Origin of the sequence: Glycomyces xiaoerkulensis (assembly GCF_002798405.1) — a bacterium.
Lineage (GTDB): Bacteria > Actinomycetota > Actinomycetes > Mycobacteriales > Micromonosporaceae > Glycomyces > Glycomyces xiaoerkulensis.
The window spans coordinates 1-18,251 of sequence record NZ_PGGV01000013.1 but is presented as its reverse complement, the minus strand read 5'-3'; the positions used below and the strand labels follow the sequence as shown (position 1 = coordinate 18,251).

Sequence of the window (18,251 nt, the reverse complement as noted above, 5' to 3'; positions counted from 1 at the left end):
CCGCCTCCCATGCGGTTATTCGAGTGCGGCTCCGAGTTCTTCGACCCATTGGGTCGCCGCTTCGTCGGGGGTCATGCGGCCGAAGAGGACTTCGGCTTCCATCCGTTGGGAGAGTTCGTTCATGATCTGGCCGCCCGACGGCTGCGGTGGGGCGACGACGCCCTCGTCGAGGATGATCTCGACGTAGTCGGCCGCGGTCTGGGAGGGTCCCTCCAGCAGGGGCGCGACGACTTCGAGGGTGTCGGGGTTGAACGGCACGCCGCGGGTGTCGAGGATGAGTTCGGCGGCGGCCGGTTCGTGCAGGAACCAGTCGATGAGCATGGCCGCCGCCTGCGGGTGTTCGCTCGCGGCGTTGGCCGACCAGAAGGCCGAGGGCAGCAAGGCGATGCCCGACAGGTCGGTGTCGGTGGGCGGGAGCATCATCTGCACTTCGACTTCCTCGTTGGCGCTGTAGGCCGACATGAGGTTGGTGTATCCGAAGGTGATGGCGGCCTGGCCGATGGTGAAGGGCTGCTGGTCGGGCGGGAGCTGCCAGTTGGAGGTCACGATGGACGGGTCGGGCAGGCCGCCGGCGTCGAGCAGTTCCTGCTCGATCTCGTACCAGCTCGCGATCTGGTCGGCGTCGACGCCGAGCTTGCCGTCCCAGTCGTACATGCCGACCTCGCTGACCTGGGCGGCATAGGTGCCCATGATGTCCTGGATGCGCAGGTCGATGCCGTAGATGGGATTGCCGGCCTCGTTGGTGAGGTCGGCGTTGCCGATCTCGCCGGCGACGTCGACGAGGTCGTCCCAGGTCCAGCCTGCTTCGGGGAGGGGGACGCCGGCCTGCTCGAAGATCTTGGAGTTGATGAACGCGGCGGTGGCGTTGCCGCCGGTCGGCAGGCCGTAGAGGGTGTCGTCGACGATGGCGTTGGTGAGCGAGAAGTCGGGGTAGTCCGAGGGGTCGAGTTGGTCGCTCACGGTGGACAGGTCGAGCAGGGCGCCGAGTTCGCCGTATTCCTGGGGTTTGGCGCCGCCGAGCGCGAAGACGTCGGGGGCGGTGTCGCCGCCCCCGGCGAAGTCGGTGGCGAGGCGGTTGAAGAGGTCGTCGGGGGCGCCCACGGGCGTCTCGACGACGGTGATGTTGGGGTGTTCTTCTTCGAAGAGGTCGATGACCTCGGCGAAGAGGCGTGCGCGATCGTCGTCGCCCCACCAGGAGATCTCGAGTTCGATCTCCTCGTCGGGGTCGTACTCCCCTGCCGTTCCGTCGTCCGAGCCGAAGCATCCGGAGAGGAGGAGGGTCGCGGCGGCGACGGATCCGATGGCGGCACGCGAACGTGTCCTACGCGTCATTGCGCCTCGTTTCGTGTGTCGTCGGTGGCGAAACCACCGTGTTGCCACTGATACGGACGTGTGAGGGGCCGTCCGGGGCGGTCGCTGGGGACTGGGCCGGGGCAGCCGAAAGTTGCAACCGCTTTCCGGAAAGCTAGCACCACATCCGATGCTTGTCAACGGCTTGCCGAAGCGGAGCGCTCCCATCGCACCAGGTGGATGCCGGTGCGGGCCACCGGAACTTTCGAATCAGCTCCGAATATTTTCGGCTCGCAACCGATTGACGAACGGATTGCCAGCGGTCATAATCGACGCAGTCGTGCAACCGCTTTCCCCCCGATCCCGCGGTCACGAGAGCTAGGAGTCCCCATGAGCAGTCTCGGCGAGCTGCGCAACCTCGCGGTGCGCAGACGCAAGGGCAAGGCCCGCGCCAAGGAGAAATACCCCGACAACAAGGCGGCCTACCTCTTCCTGCTCCCCTGGCTGCTCGGCCTGTTCGGCCTCACCATCGGCCCGATGGCGGCCTCGCTCTACCTGTCGTTCACCGAGTACAACCTGCTGCAGCCGCCCCAGTGGATCGGCCTGGACAACTTCACCGGCATGTTCGGCGACGAGCGGTTCTGGAACTCCTTCCGCGTCACCGTCGTCTACGTGCTCGGGGGCGTCCCGATCCTGCTCGCCCTGGCCCTGGGCCTGGCGATGGTGCTCGACAAGGGCATGAGGGCGCTCTCGTTCTACCGCTCGGTGTTCTACCTGCCGAGCCTCATGGGCGGGTCGGTCGCGATCGCGATCCTGTGGCGCCAGGTGTTCGGCAAGGAGGGCCTCATCAACGGCGTGCTCGGCTGGTTCGGCGTCGACGGTCCGGGGTGGATCGGGCACCCCGACTTCGCGCTCGGCACGCTCATCGTCCTGAACGTGTGGACGTTCGGATCGCCCATGGTGATCTTCCTGGCCGGGCTCCGGCAGATCCCGAACATGTTCTACGAGGCCGCCTCGATCGACGGCGCCGGACCGATCCGGAAGTTCACCTCGGTCACGCTCCCGCTGCTGACGCCGATCATCTTCTTCAACATCGTCCTGCAGATCATCTTCGCGTTCCAGGCGTTCACGCAGGCGTACGTCGTCTCCGGCGGCACCGGAGGACCCGCCGACTCGACCATGTTCTTCACGCTCCTGCTGTACAAAGAGGCGTTCAACGAGCTCAACATGGGCTACGCCTCGGCCATGGCCTGGTTCCTGGTGCTCGTGGTCGCCGCCTTCACCGCGTTCAACTTCTGGCTCTCGAAGTACTGGGTGTTCTATGACGACAAAGACTGATACCACCGCCGCCCCGCTGGAGGCACCGGTGCGGCGGCACCCCCGGTCCCGGTGGCGGACGGCGCGGTCGCTCGGTCGGCACGCCATGCTCATCGCGGGGTCGACGGTGATGATCTACCCGCTCATCTGGCTGCTCGTGTCGAGCTTCAAGCCCAACAGCGAGATCTTCCGCGATCTCAGCATCTTCACCCTCGACCTGACGACCGAGAACTACGCCAACGGCTGGAACGACCTCCAGTTCCCGTTCGGCGTGTTCCTCCTCAACTCCTCGATCATCGCCTTCGGGGCGATCGCGGGGAACCTGTTCTCCTGCTCCCTGGCGGCGTACGCCTTCGCCCGCCTGCGGTTCCGCGGACGCAACGTGTTCTTCGCGATCATGCTCGCCTCGATCATGCTCCCGTTCCAGGTGATGATGGTGCCGCAGTTCCTGATCTTCAAGGAACTGGGATGGCTGAACACGTTCCTGCCGCTCATCGCCCCGAAATTCCTCGCCACCGAGGCGTTCTTCGTGTTCCTGATGGTCCAGTTCATCCGCGGGCTGCCCAAGGAGATCTTCGAGGCCGCCCGCATCGACGGCGCGGGCCACTTCCGCTCCTACCTCCAGATCGTCCTGCCGCTGATCGTGCCCGCGCTCGCCACGACCGCGATCTTCACCTTCATCTGGACGTGGGCCGACTTCTTCGGGCCGCTGGTCTACCTGCGGCTGCCGGAGTCGTGGCCGGTCTCGCTGGCACTGAAGGGATTCCTCGACGCCCAGTCGAGCTCCGACTACGGGTCGATGTTCGCCATGAGCGTGGTCTCCCTGCTGCCGATGTTCCTGGTGTTCCTGTTCGGGCAGCGGTTCCTGGTCAAGGGCGTGGCCACGACCGGGATCAAGTAGGCGGGGCGGGTTCGAGCAGGGCCGCGTACAGGGTCAGGCCGGGCCCGAAGGCCGCCGCCACCACCGGCCCCGACGGCTCGCCCGCGCCGAGCATCGCCCGCAGCACCAGCAGGACCGTCGCCGAGGAGCAGTTGCCGTGCTCGGCCAGGACCGCGCGCGAGGTCGACAGCGCCTCCGGGTCCAGGCCGAGGCCCTCCTGGACGGCGTCGAGGATGCGCGGTCCGCCCGGATGGACCGCCCAGCCGCGCACGTCGGACAGGTCGAGACCGTGGCGGACCAGCAGGTCCTTCACCATCGGGCCGATCTGCTCCCCGAGGGCGTCGGGCACCTCCGGGGACAGTCCCATGCGGAATCCCAGATCGGTGACGTCCCAGGTCATCTGGCCGCGCCTGCCGGTGTCGGTGCGGGCGGCGACGTCCACCACCCGCAGGCCGGGCGCCGGGGCGTCGTCGGGTCGCAGGACCAGCGCCGCGGCGGCGTCTCCGAACAGCGAGTGCGCCACCATCTGGTCGACCTCGGAGGTGGCCGGCTGGAGGTGCAGCGAGGTGAGTTCGAGGCAGAGCACCACCGCCGGCCGCCCGTTCGCCCGCACGTAGTCGCTCGCGGCGGCGAGGGTGGGTACGGCCGCGTGGCATCCGGTGTGCCCGACCAGCAGCCGCCGCGCATCCGGGCTGAGCGGGAGCGACCGGGCCAGTTCGACGTCGACTCCCGGTGTGCCGTAGCCGGTGCAGGAGGCGACCGCGAGCATGCCGATCTCGCCGGGCTCGGTGCCGGCCTCGGCCAGCGCCTCCTGGACCGCTCGGAGGCCGAGCCGGGGCGCCTGCTCGCCGTAGCGCCGCATCCGCAGCCCGGTCGACCACTCGGGGACGACCTCGAACTTGCGCGGGTCGGTGGCGGAGTGGCGGCTGGCGACGCCGGCGCCGTCGAAGATCCGCCGGGCGATGGGGCTGCCGTTGAAGTGGCTCCGGAAGAAGGTCGACCAGAGCATGTCCTGGCTGTAGGAGGGAGGCAGTCCGGCGCCGGTCCCGGCGATCCTGGCGGTCACCACCGCGGCACCTCGGCGTCGTTGTCGGGGTCGTCGCCGAGCGCGGCCAGGCCGAGCCAGTCGGCGCAGACGTCGGAGGTGGCCGGTTGCAGTGCGCCGCAGCGGGCGTCGCGGTAGAGCCGCTCGAGCGGGTTCCCGCGCCGGCTCGCCGAGGCTCCGGCCGCTTCGAGCAGCGAGGACGCCACTTGGGCGGCGGTGTCGCCGGCGGTGAGCTTGGCGCGCCAGACCCAGCGGTTGGTGTCGTCCTCGCCCGGGGCGCGGTCGATCCGCTCGGCGGCTTCGGCGACGGTCAGTTCGGCGGCGGCGACGGCGGCGTCGGCGCGTCCCAGGCGGGCGCGTGCGGCGGCGAGGCGGCCGAGCCCGCGGTCGCCGAGGTGCTCGGCGGCCGCGTCGACGGCGGCGCGTGCGACGCCGGCGTACACCGCGGCGTAGGAGGCCACCAGCCACTGCGGCATGGCCTCGGCCAGCAGCAGGGTCAGGCCCTCCATGCCGCCGAGGAGGGCGTCGGGGCCGACCTCCACATCGAAGTGGACGTCGTGGCTCCCGGTGGCGCGCATGCCGAGCGAGTCCCAGGTCTCCTCGACGCCGATGCCGTCGGCGGCCGGGACCAGGAAGTAGGACACCAGCGGTTCGGCGGCCTCGGCGTCGCGGGCGGTCACCAGGTAGGCGTCGGCGTGTCCGGCGCCGGACACGAACGCCTTGCCGCCGGTGATCCGGTACCCGCCTTCGGTGCGGCGGTAGGCGGTCCGGGTGCGCGACAGGCGCGATCCGCTGCCGCGCTCGCTCATGGCGACCCCGTAAAGGGCGCCCTCGGCGGCCGCGGCGAGGGCCTTGTCGCGGGCGGCGAAGTAGCGCTCGGGCGCGCCCAGTTGCCGGACCAGGTCGTCGGGGGTCTGGGCGAGGGCGCCGGTGACCGAGGCGTGCATGTTGTAGATCAGGGCGGTGGAGCCGGACCCGCGGGCGAGTTCGGCGGCCACCCGGGTGTAGTCGGCGAAGGTGGCGCCGAATCCGCCCAGCCGGGCCGGGGTCATGAGTCCCAGCAGTCCGGCCGCGCGGAGGTCGGCGAAGTCGTCCTCGGGGAAGCGCCCTCGTTCGTCGTGGGCGGCGGCGCGCTCGGCGAGGCCGGGCGCCAGGTCCCGCGCCAGGGCGAGTGCGCGGTCGCCGTCGGGGTGCTGTTCTGGTTCTGCCACTGGCGTTCACTCCTCCTGCCGGGACGCCGGGGTGCGTTGGCCGCCTTCCGGACAGTGTCCCCGCAACGGGCCCGGCAAACAAGGCCCGTTCGGGTCAGCCGGTCGGGACTCCGGTTCGGAGCAGGAGCGCGACGTCGAGGATGGCGACGAGCATGACCGCGCGGAAGGCCGCGCGGGAGCGCGGGCGCCGGTCCAGCAGGAGTCCGGCGGCCAGGACGAGCGCCGACAGCGGGACGGCGGCGGTCGCGAGTGGTGCGGGCGGTCCGGCCGGGCCGACCGCCAGCAGCGCCGAGGCGGTGAGGACCAGCACCGCTGCCAGCAGTTTGCCGGCGAAGGGCCCCAGGCGGTGCGGCAGGCCGCGCACGCCGGTGGCGGCGTCGTCGGCGAGGTCGGGGACGGCGTTGACGAAGTGCGCCGCGCTGCCGAGCGCGGCGGCCGCGGCCGTCAGCCAGACCGGTGGCAGCGGCGCGCCCGGCGAGCCGAGGGCGACGAAGGCGGGCAGGAGTCCGAATGAGACGGCGAACGGCAGCACCGACACGGCGGTGGACTTGAGGCCGAGGTCGTAGGCCCAGGCCGAGGCGAGGGCGGCGAGGTGGGCGCCGGTGGCGGCCGCGCCCGAGAACAGCGACAGGACCACGGCGGCGGCCGCGGCCGCCGCGACGCCGCCTCGCACGGTCCCCGGCGCGAGTTCACCGGTGGCGACGGGTTTGCCGGGGCGCCCGACTCGGGCGTCGCGCGGGGCGTCGACCAGATCGTTGAGCCAGCCCACCGAGAGCTGGCCGGCCAGCACGGCGGCGGCCAGGACCGCGATGGCCGCGGCCGGGCGTCCGGTGCCGAGGGCCAGTCCGGCGGCGACGGCGGTGACGGCGAGAGCCGGAAGCGGATGGGAGGCCCGCAGCATTGCCCGGGTCGCCGACGACTGGCTCACGGCTGCCAGTGTGCCATTCTCGGTCCATGCGCGGTTTCACGGCTCGGTCGCGGGACCGACTGGAGCGGGGCGACCCCGCGCTCTACGACCGGCTGGCAGACCAGTGGTGGCGGCCGCGGGGCGTGTTCGCGATGCTGCACTGGCTCGCGGCGGCCCGCGCGGAACTGGTGCCGGAGGCGCCGCGGCCGGAGGCGGTACTGGTCGACCTCGGTTGCGGAGCCGGGCTGCTGGCACCGCACCTGGCCGGGAAGGGCTACCGGCACCTCGGGGTGGACCTGTCGGCCGAGGCGCTGCGGCAGGCCGCCGACCACGGCGTGTCCGGGGTGCGGGGGGACGTGGCGGCCGTGCCGCTGGCCGACGGGTGCGCGGACGTGGTGGTGGCCGGCGAGATCCTCGAGCACGTGCCGGACCTGCCCGGCGCGGTCGCCGAGGCGTGCCGGCTGCTGCGGCCCGGGGGGCTGCTCGTGGTCGACACGCTGGCGGCGACCCGGCTGTGCCGGTGGCTCGCGATCGTGCTCGCCGAGCGGATCCCGCGGGTGGCGACCCGGGGTGTCCACGACCCGGCGCTCCTGGTCGACCGGGCCGAGCTGGTCCGGTGCTGCGCCGAAGGCGGTGTGGACCCGGCCCTGCGCGGCATCCGGCCGTCGGTGGCCGACTTCGTCGCCTGGATCTTCGGCCGCAGGAGCGCGGTGCGCATGGTCGGGACGCCGACGACGGCGGTGCTGTTCCAGGCTTGGGGCCGCAAGCGGACATGAGCGTCTCGCCCGATCGGTACGAAATGAGACCCTCATAAGTATTGATAATTTTAAATCTTTTGGGAACATGGGAGCGTGTTCATCAAGGAGGCGCCCGGTACGGCGCTCCGGGCAGTGGTGTTCGCCCTGGTCCTCGTCCCGGCCTCGGCGGTCGCGCACACCTGGGGCGGCGGTGGCGCGCCCTCGGCCGCGGCGCTGCTGCTCGGCGCGGGCATCGCGGTGCTGGTCCACCGGTTCGCGGTTCGGCCCGGCGGCGGGTCATCCCGGCTCCTCGCCGCCGTCGCCCTCGCCCAGGGCTGCATGCACCTGGTCTTCTCCTACGGCGACGCCGTCCACAGCGCCCAGATGGAGCACCGGCCGGTGCCGATGGCTCTGCTCCACCTCGCCGCGGCCGGCGCCGCCGCACTCTGGGCGGCGCGAATCGAACCGGCCCTCCCTCATCTGGCCGACCGCCTGTGGCCCCGGGTCGGCGCCGCGCCCGCCTTCGAGGCCGCTCCCCCGCGGCCGCCGACGCCGACCGGCCTCGCCCGCCGACGCCTGCCGCAGGCGCTGATCGGCCCGATCGGTGCAGTGGGCCGACGCGGACCTCCCCGCTGGCCGCAGACGCACTCCCGCTGACCGGGCCCGGCGGGCCCGGCCCTCCCATCCCCATCACCTTGGGCCACCGCGCCCTCAGACACTTCCCGAAAGCAGGAAACCGACATGCAACGCAATCCCAAACGACTCCTCGCCCGCGCCGCCGTCGTCGGCCTCGCCGCCACCGCCGCGATCGCGGGACCGTCCTCCCCGGCGTCCGCCCACGCCACGGTGAAAACCGACAACACCGTTGCCGGGACGTACACCGTGCTGACCTTCAGCATCGGCCACGGCTGCGAGGACGAACCCACCAACGAAGTCGCCATCGAGATCCCCGAACCGATCCTGTCGGTGTCGCCGACGGTCAACGCCGGCTGGGAGATCGAGAAGGTCGACACCACCCTGGACGAACCGGTCGCCGACAGCCACGGCAACGAGGTGACCGAGCGGGTCGGCCAGGTGATCTACACGACCGACGACCCCCTGCCCGACGGCTACCGGGACGTCTTCGAGCTCTCGCTGCGCCTGCCGGAGGAGACCGCCGGACAGACGCTCCACTTCCCGGTGGTCCAGTCCTGCCCCGAAGGCGAGCACGCTTGGATCCAGATCGCCGAGGACGGCCAGGACCCCGACGAACTCGACGAGCCCGCGCCCTTCATCGAGGTCACCGCCCCCGGCCAGGCCGCGCAGGAGGCCGAGCCGGCCGCTGACGACGACGGCGAGACCGCCGCGGACGACGCCGCCGACGAGTCCTCGGGCGGCACGCTCACCTATGTCGCGCTCGCCCTGGGCGCCCTCGGCGTGCTGCTCGGCGGCTTCGGCCTCCTCAGAGGACGTCGGAACCCGTGACCTCCCCGGCCACCCCTCCCCGGACGCGGGCGGCGCGACCGGCCTACGCGGTCGCGCTGCTCGCGCTCGGCCTCCTGCTGGCGGTGCTGCCGGCCACGGCGGCGCGAGCGCACGCCTCGCTGCTGTCGACCGACCCCGCCGACGGCGCCGAGCTCGACGAGGCGCCGAGCGCGGTCACGCTGCACTTCAACGAACCGGTCTCGCCTGTCGAGGAGGCCGCCCGCCTGGTCGACGCCGACGGCGGCGAACACCCGGTGACCGCGACGGCCGCCGACGACGACGTGGTCCTCGAACTGCCGCCCGGACTCGGCGAAGGCAGGTTCACCCTGTCCTGGCGCGTGGTCTCGGCCGACGGCCACCCCGTCGCCGGCGCCGTCTCGTTCTCGGTCGACCAGGGCCCGGCACCGGCCGAACCGGCCGAGACGAGCGAACCGGTCGAACCGGCCGATCCGGTCGTACCCGTCGAGCCGGACTCGGGCGGGCGCGCCCCCGTCATGGCCGCCGACGCGCTCCACTACCTGGGGCTGCTGGTGTTCACCGGCCTGGTGTTCTTCCGGGTCGCGATCGCACGCCAGCAGCGCCTGCCGCACCCGCGCCACCGGGTGCTCGGCATCGCGGGAGTCACCGCCGTCGCCGCCGCGGCCGCCGCGGTGCCGATCGGCGCGCTCGACCGCCTCGGCCTACCGCTGAGCCGGGTACTCGACCTCGGCGCCTGGAGCGATTCCTCGCAGGCGGCCTCGGTGGCGATCGCGGCCGTCACCGCGCTGGGCGTGGGCGCGGCCTGGTGGTGCCACACCCGCATCCGGCGATCGTGGTCCGGACCCGCGGCACTGACCGCCGCCGCGGCCGCCCTGGCCGCTCCAGTTCTAATCGGACACTCCAGGCTGTTCGGTCCCGAGTGGCTGATGGTCGGCTCCGACGTCCTGCACCTGTTCACCGCCGCGATCTGGGCCGGCGGCCTGACCGGCCTGCTGATCCTGCTCCGAGGGGTGCACCGGCACGGCGGCGACGCGACCGGGCCGGCGTCGGTGGTGGCCCGATTCTCGGCCTGGGCCGGCGGCACGGTCGCCGTGCTGGGCGCGAGCGGCCTGGCGATGGCGTTCATGATCCACCGCGACTGGGGCAGCCTGTTCGGCAGCGACCACGGCCGACTCCTGCTGGTGAAGCTGGGGCTGGTGGGCGCGGCGCTGGCCCCGGCGGCGTGGAACCGGCTTCGGCTGGTCCCGATGATCGAACGCGCCGGGGACGCACGGGCCGGACTGCGCCGTCTGCGGCGGCTCGTCGCCGCCGAGGCCGCGGCCGTCGGCCTGGTGATCGCCCTGACCGGCGCGCTGGTGAGCCTCAGTCCCGACCAGGCGGCACCGGAGACCGAACCTCAAGCCGCACCGGAGGAGTTCGCGACCGAGCTGGAGCTCGGTCCGGACACCGCCGCGGTGCTCCTGTCACCCGCCCGGACGGGCCCGAACACGCTGACGCTCGAACTCGCCGACGGCCACCCGACCGAGCCCGAGGAAGCGCCGACGGTCCACGCCACCCTGCCCGAACAGGACTTCGGCCCGATAGTGGCCGAGATGGAGGCGGGGACCGAACCCGGTTCCTACCTGGCCGAACTCGAACTGCCGCTGGCCGGCGAGTGGGAACTGGAGATCGCGCTGCGCGTCTCGCGGTTCGAAGAGCACCGCGCCACGGTGACCGTCGAGCTGCCCTGAGCGCCCGGTATCGGCCGCGGTCGCGGTGCTCACCCCGCCCGGTCCCGGGACTACTCCAGGGCGTCGGCCAGCGCGGCCTCGTAGTCGCCGCGGGCGTCCTCGGGGGTCTCCGAGGCGGCGTAGTGGAGCATGACCGGCCCGGACACGAAGTTGTCCTCGAGTGCCTCCGATGCGTCCGCGGCCATCTCCTCGGACATGTAGATCATGACCGTGGTCTCCCCGGACTCGAAGGCACGGACGCAGTCGGTCAGGTCGCAGGACTCGGCGTCGGTGCCCAGGTCGGCCGCCTCGCCGTCGCCCAGACCGGCGTCGCCGAAGGCGCCGGCGATCGCCTCGGGGGCGACCGGCGGTTCGAGCTCCGCGGTGGCCTCGGGCGGCATGTTGTCCAGCTCCCCCGCCGATTCCCACTGGTCGGTGGCTTGGGGGACCTCGGATTCGCTCGACCCCTCTTCGGGGCCGTCAGGTGCTTCCTCACTGCCGCAGGCAGCGGCGGCCAGAGCCGCCACGGCGGCAACTGCGATCAACCCGCGTCGCATACATCGACTCCTATCGAACTGTTGGCTAGGCGGATCTTATCGATTCCACTCGATTCCCTGACGGCGGGGTGGAAGCGATCCCAGAAGGCCGCCGCAACCGGCTCAGTCCCCGGAGCGGACCGCCTCGAACCGCCTGCTGCGCATCGGGATCCAGCCGGTGCGGAAGCGGGAGCGGCCGACCGCCTCGAGCCCGGCCGGGCCGCCCAGTTCGTCGAACGGGGCGCGGTCGAAGTCGTAGACGAGCAGGCGGCCGCCCGGACGCAGCACCCGGGCGATCTCGGCGGCCCCGGCCGCCGGGTCGTCCCAGTGGTGGGAGCTGTAGGAGGAGACCACCACGTCGAAGGAGCCCTCGCCGAAGGGCAGGGCGCCGACATCGGCGGTCAGGACCGTGGCGCGGCCGCCGAGGTCGCGCCCGGCCTCGGCGACCATGTCGGCCGACAGGTCGATGCCGGTGAGCCGCAGGTCGGGGCGGGCGCGGGCGAGTTCGGCCAGGAGCACCCCCGGCCCGGTGCCGACGTCGAGCACGCGGGCGTCCGGTTCGGCCGAGGCCGACAGGTCCCGGGCGATCCGGCGGTAGAGGCCGCGCAGGAGGCGGTGGGCCAGGAAGCGGTAGCGCTTGGCCGAACGGCCCTCGAAAGCGCCGTGATGGCCCGGATGCCGGTGGTTCACGATCCCTCCAATAGTTGTATTATGCAACCTTTCCTTGAGTCTACGGTATACGGTTGACGGCTACAACTCTTTGACCGGAGGGTCCGTGGAATCACATCACCTGCACCATCTGCTCATGGACCTGGTGCGCAGCGCCGGAGTGGCGCTGATGGACCGGGTTTCGCCCGAACATCCGGTGTCGCCGTCGCAATTGTTCGCCCTCCACGAACTCGACGGCGGCACCGGGCTCTCGCAGCGGGAACTGGCCGAGCTGCTGGGTCTGGAGAAGAGCACCGTCAGCCGCCTCGTGGCCGACCTGGAATCGGACGGCCTGCTGGTGCGCGAGCGCGATCCGGCCAACCGGCGCCTCTACCGCCTCCAGATCACCGACGAGGGACGGCGGCTCCACCGCCGGATGGGCGCCAATCTCCACGAGCGCTACCTGGGGTGGATCGCGGCGATGACCGAAGACGAGCGGGACGGCCTGGCCAAGGGGCTGCCGGCGCTGGTGCGGGCCATGCGGGCCGACCCTCCCGGGGAATGACCCTTCAGTCGCCCCCGGCGCGCACGTCCCGGCCGGACGGCTCGGACTCGCTCAGCCGGCGGGCCGCGTTGACCAGGCCGACGTGGCTGTAGGCCTGCGGGAAGTTGCCGAGCTGCCGGCCGACCGCCGGATCGTATTCCTCGGCCAGCAGGCCCAGGTCGTTCCGGACCTCGAGCAGCCGCTCGAACAGCTCGACCGCCTCCCGGCGGCGCCCGATGCCGCCGAGGGCGTCGACCAGCCAGAAGGAGCAGACCAGGAACGAACCCTCATGGCCGGGCACCCCGTCCACGCCGCCGTCGGCGAACGGATCGTACCGCTGGAGGAACCCCTCGCGGCACAGCTCCCGCTGCAGCGCCTCGACCGTGCCGACCACCCGCGGATCGTCCCAAGGCAGAAAACCGACCTGTGGGATGAGCAGCAGCGACGCGTCCAAGCCGTCCGAGCCGTAGAACTGGGTGAAGGTCCCGCGGTCGGCGTCGAAGCCCCGCTCGCACACCTCGCTGTGGATCCGGTCGCGCAGGGTTCTCCACCTGTCGACCGGACCGTCGAGCCCGAACTGCTCCACCGCCCGGACCGCCCGGTCGAAGCCCGCCCAGGCCAGCACCTTGGAGTGGACGAAGTGGCGGCGCTGGGCCCGCACCTCCCACAGGCCCTCGTCGGGCTCGCTCCAGTTCCCTTCCAGGAAGTGCAGCAGCGCCTGCTGCAAGCGCCAGGCGTCCTGGTCGACCTCCAGGCCCGCCGACCTGGCCACGTGCAGGCCGTCGAGGATCTCGCCCCAGACGTCGAGCTGGAACTGGCCGGAGGCGTCGTTGCCGATCCGCACCGGGGCCGAGTTCTCGTAGCCGCTGAGCCAGTCGGCGGTGTACTCGGGCATCCAGTGGGAGCCGTCGAGGCCGTAAACGATCTGGAGGTCCGACGGATCGCCGGCGACCGCGCGCAGGAGCCACTCGCGCCACTCCCGGGCCTCGGTGATGTAGCCGGTGCCGAGCAGTGCCTGCAGGGTGAAGGTGGCGTCGCGCAGCCAGCAGTACCGGTAGTCCCAGTTGCGGACCCCGCCGATGTGCTCCGGCAGCGAGGTGGTGGGAGCGGCGAGGATGCCGCCGGTGGGCACATAGGTGAGCGCCTTGAGGGTGATCAGGGAGCGGCGAACCGCCTCGGGCCAGCGGCCCTTGTAGTCGATGCGCTGGATCCACTCGTGCCAGAACCGCTCGGCCTCGGCGATCGCGGCATCGGGGTCGGAGGCGGTGGGGCGAGGCTCGTGGGACAGCTCGTGGGTGAGCACGAAGGAGACGCGCTCGCCCGCCTCGATCGGGAACTCGCAGCTCGAGATCCGGTGGTCGCCTCCGACACGCACGTCGGAGTCGAGCCAGGCCGCATCGGGTCCGGCCACCGCAGACAGATGGCCGTCGAAGCGCCGGATCCAGGGCTCGATCTTGCCGTATCCGAAGCGGATCCGCATCGTCATGTCCATCGGAACGCGCCCGCTCAGCCCTTCGACGACGCGGACGACGTCGGCGGCGGTCTGCGGGCGAGGCGGCATCGCGTCGATGACGCGCACGCTCCCTTCAGGCGTGTCCCATTCGGTCTCGAGAATCAGCGAATCGCCGCGGTAGCGCCGCCGCGTGCACATCCCGCCGGCGGACGGCGAGATCCGCCAGAACCCGGCGCGGTCGTCACCGAGCAGCGCCGCGAAGCAGGAAGGCGAGTCGAACCGCGGCAGGCACAACCAGTCGATCGAGCCGTCGCGGCCGACCAGCGCGGCCGTGTGCAGGTCGCCGATCAACCCGTAGTCCTCGATGCGGAGAGCCATACGGACACGGTGTCACAGATCGACTCTCGACACACATGGTCGCGCGAGTGGTCCAGCCCGTCCGGGCGGCGACGGATGAGAGGCAAGCGTCTGGCATAGGGTTCGTTCGTCAGGCCGAGTTGACGACGGGAGGCGGCCGTGGTCCGCAGATTCATCCAGCATGAGCGGCGCGAGGTACGGGATCTGGACGGTGTCTGGGACTTCGCGTTCCTCGGCGACGTCGACCCGGACCGGGTCGATCCGGGATCGATCGTGTTCGACGACGTCATGGCCGTGCCCGGCTGCTTCGACGCCACGCCCGGGCACGCCGGCGGACGCGGGCTGGTCGCGTACCGGACCCGGATGCGGGTCACCGATCCCGGGCGGTACCGGCTCGTCTTCGACGGGGTCCACCACTGGTGCCGGGTGTACTGGGACCGCAGTCCCGTCCGGGAGCACGCCGGGGGCTTCACCCGGTTCTTCGCCGAGGTCGAAGACGCCGAGGCCGGGTGGGCCGAGGTCGTGGTGCTGGTCGACAACCGGTTCGACGACTCGCGATCGCCGCTGCACCTGGACTACTTCGACTGGTACCACTTCGGCGGGATCACCAGAGGGGTCGAGCTGCACCGGCTCGGCGAGGTGCGGATCGACGGGCTGCGGGTCCTCACCGAGGACGTCGAGGCGCGGCGGGTGGCGCTGGCGGTCGACTACAGCGCGACCGAACCGGCCCGAGGGGTTCGGCTGACGGTCGAGTGCGGAGGGCGGACCGTGGTCGACGGGTCGGTGGACGTGGAGGCTTCGGGGAGGATCGAGAGGTCCTTCGAGCTGCCTGGGGCCGAACCGTGGTCGCCGTCGAGCCCGGCCTTGCACCTGGTCTCGGTGCGGCTCGGCGAGGACGACATGGTCGAGCGGTTCGGGCTGCGGCGGGTCGGCGTCGAAGGCGCGCGACTGGCCGTCAACGGCGAGCCGCTGACGCTCCGAGGCGTCAATCGGCACGAGTCGCACCCGCAGTTCGGACACGCCCAGCCGCCCGGCCTGCTGGTCGCGGACCTGGAGCAGATCCGGGACCTGGGCTGCAACTTCGTGCGGGGCAGCCACTATCCGCAGGACCCGCTGTTCCTCGACCTGTGCGACGAGCTCGGGATTCTCGTATGGAGCGAGTCGATCGGGTGGCAGTACCCGGCCGAGCGGCTCACCGATCCGAGTTTCATCGCCGCGCAACTGGCGCACATCGATGAAATGGTCGCCGCGGCGGTCAACCACCCGTCGATCATCATGTGGGGCGTGCTCAACGAGAGCCCGAGCCACGAGCCCGAGAACCGACCCGCCTACGAGAAGCTGCTTCGCGAGCTGCGGGTCCTCGACCCGTCGCGGCCGGTCACCTACGCCTCCAACCACGTCTACGAGGACCTGTCTCTGGACCTGGTCGATGTGGTCGCGGTGAACTGCTACCCCGGCTGGTACGAGGGCGGTCTCGCCGACATTCCCGGAGAACTCGACCGCATCGCAGCGCACGTCGACGGATCCGGGCACGAGGACAAGCCGCTCATCATCTCCGAGATCGGGGCCGGCGCCGTGCCCGGGTGGCGCGACGCGCACCACGGCATGTGGACCGAGGAATACCAGGCCGAGCTGCTGCGGACCGTCATCGAGCACCTGGACGAAGGGCAGGACCGGATCAGCGGACTGAGCATCTGGGTACTCGGCGACTTCCGGACCACCGACGCCAAGGACATGCTCCTCGGCCGCCCCCGCAGCATGAACGACAAGGGCGTCCTCGACGAGTACCGCCGCCCCAAGCAGGCCTACGGCGCCGTCCGGGGACTGTTCGCCCGCGAACGCTAAAATGCGACCGTGACGTCCGCCGATCCGGCCCGGTCGAGGCTGAAGGTCGCTTCCCGGCCGTCCACGGCGAGCTTGTAGTCGCCGAGGAAACCGTTGAAGCGGAGCCTGCCGTCGGCGTCGGTCGCCTTCCTCGTCGGCGCGGTGCCCCATTCGTCGTTGACCAGGTGGTGGAGGCGGTCGTACGAGGGCTTGGGGGTGCCGTCGGTGCGGACGAGCCCGCCCGGGGCGCCGAGCCACATCCCGGCGTCGTTCATGCCCCAGTAGGTGATCGCCTCCACCGACGGGTGCGACAGCAGGGTCTTGTAGTGGCGCTCGATCTCGTCCGCTTGGCGGGCTTCGCCTTCGGGCGTACTGGGCCAGGAGTCGATCCGGTAGTCGTTGAGGTCGACGATGTGCTCGGGCATGGTGTGCCCCGAGAGGATCGTGGTCTCGGTGAAGTGGATCGGCAGGCCGTACCTGGAGAAGCGCTCGATGGTCTCGAGGGTCTTCTCCTCGCCCCAGTAGCCCTGGTGCATGTGGCTCTGGAGCCCGAGCACGTCGATCTGGACGCCGGCTTCCAGGACGCCCTCGATCAGGCACTCGTAGGCGGCTGACATGTCGAAGTCGTTGAGCAGCAGCGTGGCCTTGGGGTTGGCCTCGCGTGCGGCGTCGAAGACCATGCGCACCATCGGGATGCGGCCGATATCGCGGCACACCCTGGTGATGCCGTTGTCGTACTTGTCGAAGATCGGCATGATGACGACCTCGTTGATGACGTCCCACATGTCGATGACGCCGGCGAAGTCGCCCGCCTCGCGCTTGATCCGCTCGACCTGGACGCGGGCGATCTCCTCGTTGTCAAGGTCGAGCAGCCAGTCGGCGGTCACGGTGTGCCAGGCCAGCGGGTGGCCCTTGACCGGGTGGCCGCGGTCGGCGAACCACCGCGCGGTCTTCAGCAGCCGCTGCGTGTCGGGCTTGCCGCGCTCGGGCTCGAAGACACCCCAGTAGAACGGGAGCGTGGCGAAGTTGAACAGGCCCTCCCACAGCTCGGCGTTGCGGGCGTCGGCCTCCGGGTCCGCGGAGGTGCCGTTGGCGTGGTCGATGAGGTCGAAGCCGATGCAGCCGAAGAGGAATTTGTGGCGCGTCTGCTCCAGTTCGACTTCTCGTCCGGCCAGGGGCCGGCCGTCGAGGGTGAGGGTGAGCGTGGCGTCGGCCGCCCGCTGCCCCCTGATCCGGCTGTCTGTGGAAGTTTCGGCCATTAGAGGTTCGCTTTCCATGGATGTTTCGATGTGTTTGGTATTCCAACAGCCCGGCGATCGCGAGTCAAGCTCTGGGAGTGCCGTCGCGGAGGGGTGCCTGCGGCCCCGGAGATCGGCTCGGGGCCGCAGGCGACTGCGGTCCGGGGCTAGCGGATGCCGTAGAGGTGTTCGAGGGCGAGTTGGTCGAGCCGCTCGAAGGCCATCCCCTTCGCCGCCAGACCATCCACATCCACCCGGAGATCCTTGAGGTCGGCGGCGGTCTCACCCTCGGCCAACGTCGGCACCGCGAGTTGGTCGACCCGCGCGGCCGCCAGCGCCTCCCGCACCTCCGGATCGGCACGGAACGCCCTGACCTTCTCGCGCAGGATCTTGTAATTGCGCATACACGCCGCCGCCGAGACCCACACCCCGTCGTCGTCCTCGGTCCGCGGCGGCTTGAAATCGAAATGGATCGGCCCCGAATACTGCCCGGCCGCGATCCCCTCCTCGACCGCATCCACCGCCCAGAACGCACCGCCCACATTCCCGGCACCGAACCGCAGATCCTGGTCATACCGCGGACCGGTCTGCCCGTTCAAATCGATGTGGTACAGCTTGCCCTGCCACAGCGCCTGCCGCACCCCGGCCGCATAATCCAGCCCGGCCATCTCCTCATGACCCACCTCCGGATTGATCCCCACCAACTCCGGACGCTCCAACCGGCCGATGAAGGCCAGCGCGTGCCCGATCGTCGGCAGCAGGATATGCCCCCGCGGCTCGTTGGGCTTCGGCTCGATCGCGAACCGGATATCATAACCCCGCTCGGTGACGTAGTCGCCGAGCACGTCGAAGGCCTCCTTGAGACGGGCCATGGCCGACTGCACGTCCTTGGCCCCACCGGACTCGGCCCCCTCCCGGCCGCCCCAGCACACATAGACCTTCGCGCCCAGCTCGGCGGCCAGGTCCAGATTCCGCATCACCTTCGCGATGGCCAACCGGCGCACGTCCCGGTCGTTGTGGGTGAAGGCCCCGTCCTTGAACACCGGATGGGAGAACAGGTTCGTCGTCGCCGTGGTCACCTTCAGGCCCGTCTCCTCCAGGGCCTTGCGGAA

General features: G+C 71.0%; 17 protein-coding genes. 8 read left to right on the top strand and 9 right to left on the bottom strand.

From position 1 onward, the window contains the following. Positions 1–15: 15 nt before the first annotated feature. Positions 16–1,332 carry an ABC transporter substrate-binding protein gene (locus tag CUT39_RS03920; RefSeq protein ID WP_157930467.1) on the bottom strand — a complete coding sequence of 439 codons (1,317 nt, stop codon included), beginning with the start codon at positions 1,330–1,332 and terminating at the stop codon, positions 16–18. Between the two features lie 348 nt (positions 1,333–1,680). Here CUT39_RS03920 and CUT39_RS03915 point away from each other — a divergent pair, with 348 nt between their 5' ends. Together CUT39_RS03915 and CUT39_RS03910 are read left to right on the top strand one after the other, a co-directional pair. After that, positions 1,681–2,628 carry a carbohydrate ABC transporter permease gene (locus CUT39_RS03915; RefSeq protein ID WP_100444667.1) on the top strand — a complete coding sequence of 316 codons (948 nt, stop codon included), beginning with the start codon at positions 1,681–1,683 and terminating at the stop codon, positions 2,626–2,628. After that, complete coding sequence (locus CUT39_RS03910) at positions 2,612–3,508, top strand: carbohydrate ABC transporter permease (RefSeq protein WP_100444666.1); 897 nt, start codon at positions 2,612–2,614, stop codon at positions 3,506–3,508. The genes CUT39_RS03915 and CUT39_RS03910 overlap by 17 nt, the downstream gene beginning before the upstream one ends. On the opposite strand, the gene CUT39_RS03905 is transcribed toward CUT39_RS03910, so the two are convergent. From CUT39_RS03905 to CUT39_RS03895, 3 genes are all read right to left on the bottom strand, one after another. Beyond that, positions 3,501–4,553 (bottom strand): type III polyketide synthase, encoded by a 1,053-nt coding sequence (locus tag CUT39_RS03905; RefSeq protein WP_232805573.1) that lies wholly within the window; start codon positions 4,551–4,553, stop codon positions 3,501–3,503. The two genes, CUT39_RS03910 and CUT39_RS03905, sit on opposite strands and share 8 nt — an antisense overlap. Next, on the bottom strand, positions 4,550–5,743 hold the full coding sequence (locus CUT39_RS03900; RefSeq protein WP_100444665.1) for an acyl-CoA dehydrogenase family protein: 1,194 nt from the start codon (positions 5,741–5,743) through the stop codon (positions 4,550–4,552). Before CUT39_RS03900 ends, CUT39_RS03905 begins: the two co-directional genes overlap by 4 nt. Positions 5,744–5,837: 94 nt before the next feature. After that, a complete protein-coding gene (locus CUT39_RS03895; protein ID WP_198586858.1) occupies positions 5,838–6,671 on the bottom strand; it encodes a UbiA family prenyltransferase in 834 nt (277 codons plus the stop codon). A gap of 26 nt (positions 6,672–6,697) precedes the next feature. Here CUT39_RS03895 and CUT39_RS03890 point away from each other — a divergent pair, with 26 nt between their 5' ends. The 4 genes from CUT39_RS03890 to CUT39_RS03875 all read left to right on the top strand — a co-directional run bounded on the left by CUT39_RS03890 (position 6,698) and on the right by CUT39_RS03875 (position 10,560). Further along, the gene (locus CUT39_RS03890) at positions 6,698–7,426 is read left to right on the top strand and encodes a methyltransferase domain-containing protein (RefSeq protein ID WP_100444663.1); all 729 of its coding nucleotides are present in this window, start codon (positions 6,698–6,700) and stop codon (positions 7,424–7,426) included. A gap of 75 nt (positions 7,427–7,501) precedes the next feature. Then, positions 7,502–8,044: a hypothetical protein gene (locus CUT39_RS03885; RefSeq protein WP_100444662.1), complete on the top strand. Its 543-nt coding sequence runs from the start codon at positions 7,502–7,504 to the stop codon at positions 8,042–8,044. Positions 8,045–8,128: 84 nt separating this feature from the next. Further along, a complete protein-coding gene (locus CUT39_RS03880) occupies positions 8,129–8,851 on the top strand; it encodes a YcnI family copper-binding membrane protein (RefSeq protein ID WP_100444661.1) in 723 nt (240 codons plus the stop codon). Next, the gene (locus tag CUT39_RS03875) at positions 8,848–10,560 is read left to right on the top strand and encodes a copper resistance CopC/CopD family protein (protein WP_100444660.1); all 1,713 of its coding nucleotides are present in this window, start codon (positions 8,848–8,850) and stop codon (positions 10,558–10,560) included. The genes CUT39_RS03880 and CUT39_RS03875 overlap by 4 nt, the downstream gene beginning before the upstream one ends. A 50-nt stretch (positions 10,561–10,610) precedes the next feature. Here CUT39_RS03875 and CUT39_RS03870 read toward each other — a convergent pair whose 3' ends face one another. Beyond that, positions 10,611–11,096 carry a hypothetical protein gene (locus CUT39_RS03870; RefSeq protein ID WP_157930466.1) on the bottom strand — a complete coding sequence of 162 codons (486 nt, stop codon included), beginning with the start codon at positions 11,094–11,096 and terminating at the stop codon, positions 10,611–10,613. A 102-nt stretch (positions 11,097–11,198) separates the two neighbouring features. Continuing rightward, the gene (locus CUT39_RS03865; protein WP_157930465.1) at positions 11,199–11,765 is read right to left on the bottom strand and encodes a class I SAM-dependent methyltransferase; all 567 of its coding nucleotides are present in this window, start codon (positions 11,763–11,765) and stop codon (positions 11,199–11,201) included. Positions 11,766–11,850: 85 nt separating this feature from the next. On the opposite strand from CUT39_RS03865, the gene CUT39_RS03860 reads away from it, so the two are divergent. Next, positions 11,851–12,288, top strand: coding sequence for a MarR family winged helix-turn-helix transcriptional regulator (locus tag CUT39_RS03860; protein ID WP_157930464.1), 438 nt, complete (start codon positions 11,851–11,853; stop codon positions 12,286–12,288). 4 nt (positions 12,289–12,292) lie between these two features. Here the strand turns inward: CUT39_RS03860 and CUT39_RS03855 are convergent, their stop codons facing one another. Further along, the gene (locus CUT39_RS03855) at positions 12,293–14,098 is read right to left on the bottom strand and encodes a glycoside hydrolase family 15 protein (RefSeq protein ID WP_100444656.1); all 1,806 of its coding nucleotides are present in this window, start codon (positions 14,096–14,098) and stop codon (positions 12,293–12,295) included. A 138-nt stretch (positions 14,099–14,236) separates the two neighbouring features. On the opposite strand from CUT39_RS03855, the gene CUT39_RS03850 reads away from it, so the two are divergent. Continuing rightward, positions 14,237–15,922 (top strand): glycoside hydrolase family 2 TIM barrel-domain containing protein, encoded by a 1,686-nt coding sequence (locus CUT39_RS03850; protein ID WP_100444655.1) that lies wholly within the window; start codon positions 14,237–14,239, stop codon positions 15,920–15,922. Here CUT39_RS03850 and CUT39_RS03845 read toward each other — a convergent pair. Then, positions 15,919–17,160, bottom strand: coding sequence for an endo-1,4-beta-xylanase (locus CUT39_RS03845; RefSeq protein WP_100444654.1), 1,242 nt, complete (start codon positions 17,158–17,160; stop codon positions 15,919–15,921). The genes CUT39_RS03850 and CUT39_RS03845 overlap by 4 nt on opposite strands. Positions 17,161–17,306: 146 nt before the next feature. Next, on the bottom strand, positions 17,307–18,251 hold a 945-nt coding region (xylA, locus tag CUT39_RS03840), incomplete at its 5' end, for a xylose isomerase (protein WP_100444653.1).